Source organism: Pseudarthrobacter kochi (assembly GCF_055412805.1).
On record NZ_JBVAYV010000010.1, the window covers coordinates 1 to 13,095 of the forward strand.

Below are 13,095 nucleotides of genomic sequence, written 5' to 3' on the forward strand. Positions count from 1 at the left end.
GCGGAGTAGATACCTTGATTCTCTCCCAAGGCCCTCACCTCAGCTGAACAACTCCCCGCCCGAACTCCTCACACGGCAGCGATGTCTACACTCTCAATTCTGAAGAGCCGGCAAACGCCGACGGTTCGGTCAGCTACACCTTCACGGTGCCGGCCGGCCTGCCTGCCGGCACTCACACCCTGGTCCTGACCGGAGCATCGGGCGCGACATTCCAGGTCACCGGCCTGAACGTTGCAGGCCAGGCCAACGCGCCCTTCCTGGCCGACACCAACTGGATGAGCACCGTCACCGCCACCCCTGCCGGTACGGCGGGGCTGGCCGCCATGGTCGTGGGCGGCCTGACGCTCATGGGCTTGGGTGGCGGGGTATACCTGTCCCGGCGCCGCAAGGCCAGCCAGGCCTGATTTACGACGAATTGCCCGGACCCCGCGGGGTCCGGGCAATTCCTTTTTCAGAAACTACTTCTTTCTGTTCACCTTGCGGAAATCCTTCCTTAGTCAAGCCAGGGCCGCCCCAAAGGGGTAACGCGAAATAATGGTTTGGCGGTTTGTGCAGAATCCCAGCCGGGTATTTCGCTGTGTTGCGAAATGGCTGATCACATCGCTGGCTGCCCTCCCCGAAATATTGGAAAGAATAAATTCATGTCGATTCCACGGAATACCCGCCGCACGCTGCCCGGCACCCGGCGGCGCGCCGCGGTCTGGGCGCCCGCGCTGGCTGCCACCGGCGCCGTCGCCGCGCTGCTGCTGGGCTCGCTGACCCCTGTGGCCGCCGCTCCTCCCGTTCCGGGAAGCGACTGGGGGGCCCAGGGGTCCATGGTCAGCGACAGCTCGGCAACTGTCAGCTGGGACAACACCAACAATGCGCTCGAAAGCCGGGTGCCGCGCGACGCACAGCAACAGCTGCGGCATACCGCCGGCAAGACCTACAACGACGTCGATCAGCGGCTGCGCGACGCAGCCAGCCGCGCCTTCGGGGCCGGCAACGGACTGGGCGGTCTCTCACTGGCGGTGTCCCAGACCAAGAACCTCCAGAACCAGTCAGTGACGGTCAGCTTCACCGGCATGGATCCGGCCGCCGGCAGCAACGGCGCCAGCACCTCCTATCTGCAGGTGTTCCAGTGCTGGGGACGGCCGGGAGCGGACAAACTGCCGGATCCTGCGGCCACCGAACCAGATCCGTCCACATGCCAATTCGGGGCGACGGGCCTGGACGGCGACATCTCCAACACGGCGCACCAGCGTTCGCTGCTGAACGATCCGCTGGTTCGCGGCGGCGACTGGGAAGCGGCCGATCCGGCGTCGCCCACGATGAACCTTCCGGCCCCGTTCGTGGCCGTCGACGGGAAAGAAACCCGGATCAGGGACGGCTTCAACCTCAGCGAATACCGCAACCCGTACTTTGGCCGGACCAGTACCAACGAGTTCTCCCGCTTCCTGTCCTCCGAACAGGGCGCCGGTTCCCGCACCTTCGAGGTGCAGAGCGGTGCAGAAGCCTCGGGCCTGGGCTGCGGCTACCGCCCCGATGCACCCAGCGTGGCCAAATGCTGGCTGGTGGCCGTGCCCCGCACAGCCGCGATCGACGCCATCCTGCCCGCCGGGCCGCTCACGCCCAGCCTGTGGGCGATGCGCGTGCAGGTCCCGCTCAATTTCCAGGATGTCGCGGCCGTCTGCCCCACCGACCAGGCGGCCACCCTGAGCGTCGGCTCCGAGGCCCTGGCAGTCGCCATGAAGTCATGGATTCCGGCCATCTGCGAGACCAGGAAATTCACGCTGGGATTCTCTCCGTTGGCGGACCTGCAGGCCCGCACGCAGTTGCAGCAGCCGGGCAGCCTGGCCTTCACCACCCGACCGGCATCGGCTGACATCGGCGCGCTCTACGTGCCCGCGGCACTGGCCGGCGTCGTCATCGCCATGACGATTGATAATGCCTGTACGGCAGCGTTCACGCCCTACACCCTGGCCGATTGCGGCTACCAGGACAAGGCGGAATGGGAGGCAGACAAGGTGCGCAGCGCGGGTCTGGTGCGCGAGCTGAAACTGAACGCCCGGCTCCTGGCCAAGCTGCTGACGCAGAGCTACGTACAGCACACCGCTCCAGCCTCTGCGGTGGACGCCCCTTTCACCAAGCCCGGCAACAAGGCCTACGGGCAGCCGATGACATACTCGATCCAGAATGATCCGGAGTTCCGGAAACTAAACCCGAAGGGCCTCGGCTCGTCAGGCAACCTCAACCCGCCCGTTGTGGAAGGCCTGCGCTCGGATGCCGCCGCCGCCGTCTGGGAGTGGCTGCTCAATGACAAGGACGCCAGGGCCTTCCTGAACGGCTGCCCGGATCCTTCCGGCATGAGCATCAATCCCTTCTACTCCACCCGGACCTACGGCGAATGCCCGGAACAGGCCGTTGAACTGGACAAGCTGGCCGGTCAGAAGATCGCCGAGACGAAGCTGCCGGACGGTTTCAGCTACGCCCGCCAGTCCTACCCCTCCGAGGGAGCGTCCTATCCCCAGGTCTACTGGGCCCAGAGGCCGGCCACCCGCAACAGCGATGGTTCCATTGACCAGCCGGCGTTGACCGTGGGCGATCAGTACGCACGGGTCCAGGACATGGCCGCCGCGGCCCAGAACACCGTCCGCGCCCAGCCCGCATCCACCACGTCCTGGTGCGCTGACTGCAGCCCGCCGGCCTACAAGGCTGTGCCCCGCCAGGGCTATGGCAGCCGCAGCGTGTTGTCCATCACGGACGCCGCCTCGGCGGCAAAGTTCCAGCTGCCCACCGCCCAGCTGTGCAACGGCGAAGGCTCGCAGTGTGTGGGGGCCAGCAGCAGCAGCCTGCAGGCCGCCGCCGCCCAGTTCGAACCCACCGGAATCCCCGGAGTTTTGCGGGCCGCTACGGTTCCGGATTACACCTCCGCCTATCCGCTCACCCTGCCCGTTTACGGTGCGGTGAACCTGGCCTCGATCAGCCAGTCCCAGGCCGCCACCTACGCCCAGCTGTTCTCCTATGTCAGCATTGAGGGCCAGAAGACCGGGTTCGGCAGCGGGATGCTGCCCCCCGGCTATGCGCCCCTGACGGCGCCCCTGCTGAAGCTGGCCGCGGCGGGCATCCAGGCATTGCAGGGCGTCCCCGGGCCGCAGCAGCCCGAGGCCGTCACCACCCAGGTGCTGCCGATGGAGTCCGGCTCCGGCGCGAACGTGCCCGCCGTCGCCGCTCTCGTGCCGGCACCACCGGCCGCGGCCGCAGCAAATGCCGTCCCGGCAGCGGCCCCGGCGGCCGCCCCCGTCGCGGCCGCGCCAGTGCCCGGCCGGACCGCGGCTACCAGCAGCGCCTGGCCGCAGTACGCGCTCGTGATCGGACTGGCCGCAGCTTTGGCCAGCGCCGCGGCAGCGCCGTTGCTGGCCCGGGGACGGCGCAAATGAGCACGGTATTGCCCGGGACCCGCTCCGGTGAAGCGCAGGACGTCCCCCGCCCCCTGCAGCAACTGTTGGAACAGCAGGACTATCTCTTCCGGGCCGTCACGCGGGTCGGCGGCGGCGTCGTCCTGGCCATCATGGCCCTGGTGGGCCTCTTCCTGGCCGGCAACGGCATCGGCGCCATCGGCGAAGTGGGGCTGGGCACCTTCTTGACCACCCAGAACTGGGCGCCGGAAACCAATGACTTCGGCATCGCCGCGGTCCTGTGGGGCACGGTGCAGATCGCCACGGTTGCCTTGGCCGTCGCGATGCCGCTGGCCCTGGGGACTGCGCTGTTCATCACCGAAGTCGCCACCGGGTGGCTGCAGAAGGCACTGACCAGCCTGATCGACCTCCTGGCCGCCGTGCCGTCGGTGGTCTTCGGCCTGTGGGGCGCCTACATGCTGCAGCCCAGTGTGGTGGATTTCAGCAAATGGCTCTCCACCTGGTTCGGCTGGATACCTTTCCTGCGGGTCGACGGCGTGGATCCCGGCAGCCCGCTGCGGGACACCGTGCCGTACACCGCCTCCGCCTTCATCGCCGGGTTGGTGGTGGCCATGATGATTGTTCCGATCCAGACCTCGATCATGACCGAGTCGTTCCGGCGGGCGCCTACCGGGGAACGCGAGGGCGCCTATGCCCTGGGAGCCACGCGGTTGGGCATGATCCTGACGGTGGTGCTGCCCTTCGGCCGGGGCGGGATCATCGGCGGCACCATGCTCGGGCTCGGCCGGGCGCTGGGCGAGACTATCGCCATCTACCTCATCATCAGCCCTGTCTATGCGGTCAACTTCCACGTGCTGGAAAAGGGCGCCAATTCGATCGCCGCCATGATTGCGCTGAAGTACTCGGAGTCCAACGAATCGGCCATGGGCGCGCTCATGGCCGCAGGATTGACGCTCTTCGTGATCACCATGCTGGTCAACATCACGGCCTCGGCCATCATGGCGAGGTCCCGGTCCGGTGCAGAGAGTGAGGGCTGACCATGACTGCAACAACTGACGACGCGACTGACACCCTGCAGGCGACCCCGCTGCCGGCAGCCGGGCCCGTTCGCCCGGCCACCGAGCTCCCGCTGTTGGCCAAACGGGCCGGTGCCCCGGAAGAAGTCCGGGTCCGGCTGGGGGCAGGCCGGGACCACGTCTTTTCACTCGCCGGCGCAGCCGCGGGCGGATTGGGCATGGGCCTCCTGCTCACCGTGGCGCTCGGGCTGATCCCCCTGGGCTGGCTGTTCATTGTTTCCTACTTGTGGTTCCTGCTGTTGTACACCGCACTGGTGCACTTGCGGCAACGGGCGCCGGCGGTACGCAACAGCCTGGTGACGGTGCTGCTCAGCTCGGCCGGCGCCGCCGTCGCCGGCACGCTGGGCCTGGTGGTCATGTTCACGTTTGCCCGTGGCCAGGACGCGCTGTTCCACCTGAACTTTTTCACCACGGACATGACGGGCGCCGGCCCCCTGTCCGGCTTGGACCAGGGCGGCGTCCTGCATGCCCTGGTGGGAACGTTGGAACAGATCGCCATCGCCCTCGCCATCACCATTCCCCTGGGACTGACGACGGCGGTCTTCCTCAACGAGGTGGGCGGACGGATGGCACGCATCGTGCGCACGGTCGTGGAGGCGATGACGGCGCTGCCCTCGGTCGTTGCGGGCCTGTTCATCTATGCCGCCGTGGTGATGTCCATCACCCACCAGACCAACGGTTTTGCCGCTTCGCTGGCCATCACCGTGCTGATGCTGCCGATCATGATCCGCTCGGCCGACGTCGTTCTCCGCCTGGTGCCCGGCAACCTGCGCGAAGCCGGCCTGGCTCTGGGCGCGGGCCAGTGGCGTGTGGTGTGGCACATCGTGTTGCCCACGGTCCGCTCCGGCCTGACCACCGGCGTCATCCTGGCCACGGCCCACGGCATCGGCGAGACCGCTCCGGTCATGCTGACCTCGGGCTTTACCGGAGTCATGAACGTCAACCCGTTTTCCGGGCCGCAGACACCGCTGCCCCTGGCCGCCCTTGACTACGTGCGTTCCCCGGTGCCGGACATGGTTGCCCGCGGGTTCGCCACGGCCGCGTTCCTGCTGTTTGTGGTGCTGGTGCTGTTCATCCTGGCCCGAATCATCGGCGGCCAGGACGCCGGCAAGCAAACACAGAGCCAGGCGCGCCGCACGGCCGCCCGGTCCCGCCGGGATCTGCCCCGCATTGAACGCAACCACGCCCAGCTCCTGGCGGGCCTGGGCACGAACCCTTCCGACAACCCGCAGGAGAACAAATGATCCGCCCCCTGTCCAAGCGCCGGGCCGTCCCGGCGGTCCTGGGAATTCTGCTCTCGGTGGGCATGGTGTTTGCTGGTCTTGCGCCGGCCCAGGCCGCCAACTACCTGCGCATTGGCGGTTCCGGATCCTCGTGGGCGGGCAACGCGCTGCAGGACTGGATCGCACGGGTCGGCGCCCAAGGGGTGACCGTGGACTACGAGAACAAGGGATCCTCCACCGGCCGCAAGGAATTCGCGGACCAGATGAAGCAGTTCGCCGTGTCGGAAATCCCTTACACCGGGGACACCGCGGATCCGCGTGACAACAGCATGCCGGGGTTCTCTTACGGCATGCTGCCCGTGGTGGCCGGCGGCACCGCCTTCATGTACAACCTCAAGACCGGCAGTTCCCGGATGACCAGCCTCAAACTTTCCCAGCCGGCCATCGCCAAGATCTTCACGGGCCAGGCCACCCGCTGGAACGATCCCATCATCGCCGCTGACAACCCGGGCGTGGCGCTGCCTGACGCCACCATCAACGTGGTGGTCCGCTCGGACGGCTCCGGCGCAACGGCCCAATTCACCCTCTGGCTGCTGCGCCAGTTCCCTGCCGACTACGCGAAGCTGTGCGCCGTCACCGGCTGCGATCCACTGCACGCCACGTCCTTCTTCCCCACAAACCCGGGACTGAAGAACTTCGTGGCGCAGAACGGATCCCAGGGCGTCACCACCTACACGGCGAACAACCAGTACACGATCAACTATGACGAGTACTCCTACGCCCAGGGCATCGGCTTCCCGGCGGCGCAGGTCAAGAACGCGGCGGGCTTCTACACGCTGCCCACCGAGCACGCCGTAGCCGTGGCCCTGACGAAGGCGAAAATCAACCAGGACAAGGGCTCACCGAATTACCTGTCGCAGGACCTCTCCGCCGTGTACGGCTACCAGGACCCCCGCAGCTACCCGATGTCCGCCTACTCCTACATGGTTGTCCCCACGCAGGCGACCAACGCCTTGAACCCGGCCCAGGGCGCCACCCTCGGGTTCTTCGCGAACTACGCCTTGTGCGAGGGGCAGCGGCCGATGGGCCAGCTCGGCTACTCGCCGCTGCCCATGAACCTGGTCCTGGCCGGGATGGAACAGATCCGCAAGATTCCGGGCGTGGACCAGGAGACCATGCGCAAGATGGACCAGACCCGGGACAGCGTCTCCGGCGGCTCGGCACCTGCCTGCAACAACCCCACGTTCAAACCCGGCGACTCGCCCTCAGCCAACCAGCTGGTGCGGACGGCACCGTTCGACAAAGCCTGTGATGCTGCCTGCCAGGCGCCATGGCGGGGTGCTGACGCGGCCGTCAACCAGGGACCGGCAGGGGCCACGACGGCCGCCGGGCCCGAAGCGGCCGCCACCACGGCCCAGGCCGCGGAGCAGGCCGCCGGAACCGACGCCCAGGCAGAGGCAGGTCCCGCCGCCGGCCCGGCGACGTGTGACCCGGACAGCGGCACCTGCACCGACGCCGGAGCCGGTACCGCCAGCGCCGCCCAGCAGTTGACGCCGGTCACCACCACGCTGGCGTCCAGCCGCGGATGGGGACAACCGCAGAACCTCCTGCTGATCATCGGTGGCCTGGTGGGCCTGCTGGTGCTCGTTCCGCCGCTGGCCGTCGGCGCCCTGGCAAGGCGTGTGCGCAGCAAGGGCGGCACGAACGCATGACGGACACACTGACCAGCCGCCGCCAAAGCGGCACCCGTTCCCTGCGCCGCGGCCTGCTCCCCAGGCTGCGGCGTGCCGTCCGGAACACCCGCCGACCCGCCCCGGCCAGGCTGCCGCCGTCGCCCGTCCACAAGGCATTTTCGCTGGGACTGGCGATGGTGTCGGTGATCCTTTTCGGACAGATCATCAACATTGTGGTGGTCTCGCAGGTGCAGCACGCCACCGCCCAGACCCGGCTTTTTGAAGAGCTGAGGACGGGACTGGCGGAAGGCTCGGCCCCCCTGGGACAGACCACCCATGACGGGACGCTGGTGGCCCCCGGGACGCCAGTGGCCCTGCTCTCGATTCCCGCCCTGAACCTGCAGGAGACGGTGCTGGAGGGAACGTCGTCCCGGGAACTGATGGACGGCGTCGGCCACCGGCGGGACACTCCCCTGCCGGGGCAGAGCGGGACCAGCGTCCTCATGGGCAGGGCCGCCGCCTACGGCGGAGTCTTTGGCCGGCTGGCCGGTCTGGAACCGGGAGAACGGTTCACGGTCACCACCGGACTGGGAGTGGCCGAGTTCGAGGTAACCGGCCAGCGCCGCGCCGGTGATCCGGGCCCGCCGATACCCACAAGCGACGAGGGCCGTCTGACGCTGACCACGGCGGCCGGCCCGGTGTTCCTCCCCGACGGTGCCCTGCGGGTGGATGCCAAGCTGGTGTCCAAGCCCGTCCCCAAAGCAGCGCCGGTCCTCTATCCCGCGTCCCTGACTGCCGCTGAGCTCCCCATGGGCTCCGACACCTCGGACCTGGTGGGGCTCCTGGTCTGCCTTGAATTGCTGATCCTGGTTTCCCTGGCCGCTGTCTGGTCCTGGTACCGCTGGGGCCAACGGGAAACCTGGTTGGTCTTCCTGCCGACCCTCGGGGCGCTGTCCGTGCTGACCGGCACCCAGGTCAGTCTCCTGCTCCCCAACCTCCTCTAAGTCACAAACGCCAAAGGAACAAACCTTCATGACGATGCAATCAAGCTCCGGCCACGCCCTGGCCCTGTTCGATCCGCCCGACGGCGAGGCCGTGCCTGACCCGTTCGCGGGCAGCGAAGCGGCCGAGCTCGACGCCCACGCAGTCAGCGCCTGGTTCGGCGAGCGCAAGGTCCTGGACCGGGTCTCCCTGAACATGGCTGCGGGACAGGTGACCGCCCTGATCGGTCCCTCGGGCTGCGGCAAGTCGACTTTCCTTCGGATCCTCAACCGGATGCACGAAATGGTGCCCACGGCCTCCCTGGCCGGGCAGGTGCTGCTGGATGGCTCGGATATCTACGATCCCGGCCGACGGGTGACAATGGCCCGCCGCCACATTGGCATGGTCTTCCAGAAGGCCAACCCGTTCCCTGCCATGTCCATTTACGAGAACACCATCGCAGGCCTCAAGCTCGCCGGCATCAAGGCCGGCCGGGCCGAAAAGGACTTCGTGGTAGAGGATTCACTGCGCAAGGCATCCCTGTGGGAGGAGGTCAAGGACCGGCTCCACCAGCCCGGCGGCGGACTGTCCGGCGGCCAGCAGCAGCGGCTGTGTATCGCCCGGTCCCTGGCGGTCTCCCCGCGTGTGCTGCTCATGGATGAGCCGTGCTCGGCGCTGGACCCCACCTCCACCCGGCGCGTCGAGGAAACCATCGCCTCGCTGCGGGGCCAGGTCACCGTTGTCATTGTCACCCACAACATGCAGCAGGCCGCCCGCATCTCGGACACCTGTGCCTTCTTCCTGGCCGCGCAGAACGACCCCGGAGCGATCGTTGAGTACGGGCCCACCGACGCCATGTTCAACTATCCCCAGGACGAGCGCACCAGCGACTACGTGAACGGACGCTTCGGGTAAATGCGACGATCCACCGGTTCCGCCGGGCGCGGACGCCGCCGCACCCGGGATCTTGCCGCCCTCGGCCTGGCCGAGCTCGGCCTGACCCTGGTGCTGCTGTACGGAATCCCCCTGCTGACCGGTGCCCGGCCGCTGCTGGCCGAGCTCGGCCTGACCCTGGTGCTGCTGTACGGAATCCCCCTGCTGACCGGTGCCCGGCCGCTGCTGGCCGTCCCCGGGCAGACGGCCGGACCGGCACCGCAACCGACCCGCGCCGCCACCGGGAACACGGCGGACACGCTGCTGGTCAACACGCCGGAGGAGGCAGAAACGCTCGCCACCCGGGAACTGGAGCACACGCCGGCCAGGGCCGGCCAGCCCGTGCGGGTCCGGTTGCCGCGTCTGGGGATGGACATCCCGGTGCTGCCCATGCCACTGCCCGCGGATCGCCGCGTGAACCCGCCGTCGAACGGTTTCGCCTACTGGATCAGCGACTACGGCCCGTCCGGCGCCGGGGCCACCAACACTACGTATCTGGCCGCCCATTCCTGGAACCTGGGCTACGCGGCGTTCAACGGACTGATGGACATCCAGGCCGGTGCGGGTCGAGTACAGCCGGGCGATGCCGTACTGGTCGCCACACCCGAGCGCACCACCACCTATCGGGTCACCGCGACGGCCGGCTATGTGAAGTCGACACTCGAGGAACACGATGACCTCTGGGCCGCCGTACCCGGCCGGCTGGTGCTGCTGACGTGCTTCCAGCTCAACGACGCGGGAGCCCAGCAGAACTACGTTGTCTACGCGGAGCGGGAAGGCTGAACCGGCGCCGGGGACCGGTACGGACCATTTGATGGAATACCCGCCCGCAGCATGGTGTTATGGGCTACGTGCCTACTCCCACCGGACCCGTCTCCCCGCCGAACGCCGCCGCGGCGGCCCTTAAGTCCGGGACTCAGGGGCCGCTGAAGACCGGCAAGGCGCCCGCCCTCAAGGCAGTGGACACGGACACGACGGCCGGAATCGTCTTCGGGATCGGCGCCTACGGCCTGTGGGGGCTGATGCCCCTCTACTTCATCCTGCTGCAACCGGCGGGGGCAGTGGAGATTGTGGCCAACCGGGTGCTGTGGTCGCTCATTTTCTGCGCCCTGCTGATCACCGTCACCCGTTCCTGGCGTGTCCTGGGCGCAGCGTTCCGGAACCGCAGGCTGATCTTCCCGCTGATCATCGCCGCTGTCCTGATCGCGGTGAACTGGCTGACCTATGTGTACGGCGTGACCACCGGACAGGCTGTCGAAGCCTCATTGGGGTACTTCATCAACCCGCTCGTCTCCGTTCTGCTGGGTGTGGTGGTGCTGAAGGAGAAACTGCGGCCGCTGCAGTGGGCCGCCGTCGGAATCGGCTTCATCGCCGTGGGCGTCCTGACGGTTTCCTACGGCAAACCGCCGTGGATTGCCCTGACCCTGGCGCTGAGCTTCGGCCTCTATGGCTTCGTCAAGAAGCGCGTCGGCCCGCGCGCTGATGCGATCACCAGCCTCACGGTCGAGACGATCGTGCTGGCGCCGGTGGCCGCGGCTGCGATGACGGTCCTGGCGCTCACGGGCGCCGCAACGCTGGCAGCCCACGGCCCCGGGCACTTCTGGCTCCTGGCGGCGTCGGGCATCATCACCGCGGTGCCGTTGCTGTTCTTCGGCGCCTCCGCCCGGCGCCTGCCGATGACCACGATCGGGCTGCTGCAGTACTTCGCCCCCGTGCTGCAGTTCATCGTGGCGCTCGCCGTGTTCCACGAACCCATGACGACCGACCGCTGGATCGGGTTCGGCGTCGTCTGGCTGGCGCTGCTGGTGCTGACCATGGACATGCTGCTGGCCACACGAAAGAATTCCGTGAACCGGAAACTGGCCCGCGCGGCCGCCTGAGACTGGCCCAGGCGGCCGGTGCACGCCGGCGCTGTCAGTCCTCGGGGCTGGTGTTGATCCGCTCATAGTCGCGCGGGACCACCACCATGGGTACCGGCAGGGCAAGGAGCACCTTGTGGGCGGTGCTGCCGATGAACAGTTTGTTCTTCTCCGCCAGGCGGGACGAACCCATGATCAGGATCTCGCCCTCGTCCCATTCGAGATCATCGATCGCTTCTTCGATCGTGCGCCCGTGGGCAACTTCGACGCTGACATGGTGCCCGGCCGGGAGCCGGTGGGCGGCGGCAGTGAGGACGGTATTGGCGTGGACGTGCGCCGCGTTGATGTTCGCGCCGCGGTCCTCTTCGGCGTCGAGTTCCACGAGGGAGACCAGCCGCAGCGGGAGGCCGCGGCGTTCGGCGGACTCGATGGCGACGTCGATCGCCGCCTCCGCGCCGGTGCGCTGGCCCACCGCGAGGGTCAGCCTCGCAATCGGCTCCGTGCGGCGGTAACCCCGGGGGGCGAGCGCCACTGGAACGGGCGAGGCATGAAGCAGGGCGTTGGCCGCGCTGCCAATGGTGTACCGCTTGAACAGCCCGGCGCTGGCGGCACCCACGACGATCAGTCCAGCCTTGTATTCCAGGGCCGCATCAATGAGGCCGGCGGCGTGCGACTCGGCCTGGCGGACATGGAACCGGGCCTCGATGTCCTGGGGGACGAGGGACAGGCCCTCCCGTTCCGCACTGAGTACTTCCTGCTCTGCGGCGCTGACACGGCTTCCCTCCGGGTTCATCGCGACGTAGGGGGTACGCCGGTCCACAACGTAGACCAGGTCAAGGTGCGCGCCCTGGGCGCGGGCCATCGCGGAGGCCAGGGCGACGGCGTCGGCGCCGCGTTCGCTGGGGGTGTAGCCAACTACGTATCGCATGTATGAACCCCTTATGGGTCTGTGGCAGAAGCCAGCTTTGCTCCGGGGGTTCCGGGCGACGTCGGCCGGTCTGCGTTCCTGCAGTGGTAGGAACGACTCTAGCCCAGCGGAACCCGGAATTTGCCGCGATGGGCCGTGACTTTCGGCCCTGAGCAGGGCAATCATCCGCCCCTAGGCTGGCAGGGTCGAGGGGAACACACCATGGGAGCGATCAGGACCCGGAAGATCCACGTCAGCGCACGGAACGGCCGGGTGGGGATACTGGCCCTGCTGCTGGCACTCACCGCCTGTACGCCGTCCGCACCACAACCCGGCGGAACCAGCCAGCCCGCTGCCTCGTCCGCCGCTCCTTCGGACACCCCTGCCACCACGACGGCGGCTCCTTCAGCGTCCGCCACCGTCCCGGCGGACTCGGACGAGACGGCCCCGCCGCAATCGGGCGACCATGTGATCTCCTCCACCGTCGCCCTCGACTGGACCTGGCCCGGCCCGGGCCGGCCGTTCACAGCCACGCATGAGAACCCGGTACCGGTTGCCCCGCCGCCGGCGCCTCCCCTGCCCGCGCTGTATGCCATCGGAGCCGGGCGGCACCCCGGGGAGACGCCGCCCTATGACCAGTTGAGCTTCCGGTTCCAGGGCGGGTTCCCGGCCTACGACCTCGAGTTTGTGCCCGAACTGATCGCCGATGGCAGCGGCCTGCCCGTGCCGATGCCCGGCACCGGCGCCATCCTCAAGGTGGTGTTCCGCGGGGCCCAGGCACACACGGCGGACGGAACGGCAAGCACCATCACCAGCGCGCCCGCCCCGGCCATCGGATACCCGGCCCTTGCCAGCTACGCCCCGGCCGGGGACTTTGAAGGGGTGGTGAGCTACGGGATCGGCGTCGGCCGGCCGCTGGCAGCGGTTCCGGAGACGAAGGTGCGCGTCTACGAGGTCGAGAAGATCGAGCGCGGCCAGCACCTGTACGTCGTCGCGGTCCAGCTTGACACCACTTTCTGGAAGTAGCCGCCGGAGGACGCGCCGC

Annotated in this window: 11 protein-coding genes; 10 read left to right on the plus strand and 1 reads right to left on the minus strand. The window is 68.1% G+C overall.

Features of this window, described 5'->3' with window-relative positions:
* Positions 1-146 precede the first annotated feature (146 nt).
* The 9 genes from ACZY0Y_RS07295 to rarD all read left to right on the plus strand — a co-directional run bounded on the left by ACZY0Y_RS07295 (position 147) and on the right by rarD (position 11,164).
* Positions 147-404, plus strand: coding sequence for a hypothetical protein (locus ACZY0Y_RS07295; protein ID WP_463957244.1), 258 nt, complete (start codon positions 147-149; stop codon positions 402-404).
* A 237-nt stretch (positions 405-641) separates the two neighbouring features.
* Positions 642-3,419, plus strand: coding sequence for a hypothetical protein (locus ACZY0Y_RS07300; RefSeq protein ID WP_463957245.1), 2,778 nt, complete (start codon positions 642-644; stop codon positions 3,417-3,419).
* On the plus strand, positions 3,416-4,435 hold the full coding sequence (gene pstC / locus ACZY0Y_RS07305; protein WP_463957246.1) for a phosphate ABC transporter permease subunit PstC: 1,020 nt from the start codon (positions 3,416-3,418) through the stop codon (positions 4,433-4,435). The genes ACZY0Y_RS07300 and pstC overlap by 4 nt, the downstream gene beginning before the upstream one ends.
* Before the next feature lie 2 nt (positions 4,436-4,437).
* Entirely contained in the window at positions 4,438-5,718 is a 1,281-nt protein-coding gene (locus ACZY0Y_RS07310) for a PstA family ABC transporter permease (protein ID WP_463957247.1), read from the plus strand.
* The gene (locus ACZY0Y_RS07315; protein WP_463957248.1) at positions 5,715-7,409 is read left to right on the plus strand and encodes a substrate-binding domain-containing protein; all 1,695 of its coding nucleotides are present in this window, start codon (positions 5,715-5,717) and stop codon (positions 7,407-7,409) included. Before ACZY0Y_RS07310 ends, ACZY0Y_RS07315 begins: the two co-directional genes overlap by 4 nt.
* Positions 7,406-8,374, plus strand: a complete 969-nt coding sequence (locus tag ACZY0Y_RS07320; RefSeq protein WP_463957249.1) for a sortase — start codon at positions 7,406-7,408, stop codon at positions 8,372-8,374. Before ACZY0Y_RS07315 ends, ACZY0Y_RS07320 begins: the two co-directional genes overlap by 4 nt.
* A 28-nt stretch (positions 8,375-8,402) precedes the next feature.
* On the plus strand, positions 8,403-9,266 hold the full coding sequence (locus ACZY0Y_RS07325) for a phosphate ABC transporter ATP-binding protein (protein WP_463957250.1): 864 nt from the start codon (positions 8,403-8,405) through the stop codon (positions 9,264-9,266).
* Positions 9,267-10,067, plus strand: coding sequence for a class F sortase (locus tag ACZY0Y_RS07330; RefSeq protein ID WP_463957251.1), 801 nt, complete (start codon positions 9,267-9,269; stop codon positions 10,065-10,067).
* Positions 10,068-10,126: 59 nt separating this feature from the next.
* Complete coding sequence (rarD, locus tag ACZY0Y_RS07335) at positions 10,127-11,164, plus strand: EamA family transporter RarD (protein ID WP_463957252.1); 1,038 nt, start codon at positions 10,127-10,129, stop codon at positions 11,162-11,164.
* Positions 11,165-11,198: 34 nt separating this feature from the next.
* Here rarD and ACZY0Y_RS07340 read toward each other — a convergent pair whose 3' ends face one another.
* Positions 11,199-12,071 carry a universal stress protein gene (locus tag ACZY0Y_RS07340; protein WP_463883965.1) on the minus strand — a complete coding sequence of 291 codons (873 nt, stop codon included), beginning with the start codon at positions 12,069-12,071 and terminating at the stop codon, positions 11,199-11,201.
* A 201-nt stretch (positions 12,072-12,272) separates the two neighbouring features.
* Here ACZY0Y_RS07340 and ACZY0Y_RS07345 point away from each other — a divergent pair, with 201 nt between their 5' ends.
* Positions 12,273-13,076, plus strand: a complete 804-nt coding sequence (locus tag ACZY0Y_RS07345) for an AMIN-like domain-containing (lipo)protein (RefSeq protein WP_463957253.1) — start codon at positions 12,273-12,275, stop codon at positions 13,074-13,076.
* The last annotated feature ends 19 nt before the right edge of the window (positions 13,077-13,095 follow it).

Coding starts and splice junctions, on each gene's coding strand:
- ACZY0Y_RS07340 (WP_463883965.1), bottom strand. CDS start 12,071: ATGCGATACGTAGTTGGCTACACCCCCAGCGAACGCGGCGCCGACGCC.
- ACZY0Y_RS07320 (WP_463957249.1), top strand. CDS start 7,406: ATGACGGACACACTGACCAGCCGCCGCCAAAGCGGCACCCGTTCCCTG.
- ACZY0Y_RS07315 (WP_463957248.1), top strand. CDS start 5,715: ATGATCCGCCCCCTGTCCAAGCGCCGGGCCGTCCCGGCGGTCCTGGGA.
- ACZY0Y_RS07330 (WP_463957251.1), top strand. CDS start 9,267: ATGCGACGATCCACCGGTTCCGCCGGGCGCGGACGCCGCCGCACCCGG.
- ACZY0Y_RS07310 (WP_463957247.1), top strand. CDS start 4,438: ATGACTGCAACAACTGACGACGCGACTGACACCCTGCAGGCGACCCCG.
- ACZY0Y_RS07325 (WP_463957250.1), top strand. CDS start 8,403: ATGACGATGCAATCAAGCTCCGGCCACGCCCTGGCCCTGTTCGATCCG.
- ACZY0Y_RS07345 (WP_463957253.1), top strand. CDS start 12,273: ATGGGAGCGATCAGGACCCGGAAGATCCACGTCAGCGCACGGAACGGC.
- rarD (WP_463957252.1), top strand. CDS start 10,127: ATGGGCTACGTGCCTACTCCCACCGGACCCGTCTCCCCGCCGAACGCC.
- ACZY0Y_RS07300 (WP_463957245.1), top strand. CDS start 642: ATGTCGATTCCACGGAATACCCGCCGCACGCTGCCCGGCACCCGGCGG.
- pstC (WP_463957246.1), top strand. CDS start 3,416: ATGAGCACGGTATTGCCCGGGACCCGCTCCGGTGAAGCGCAGGACGTC.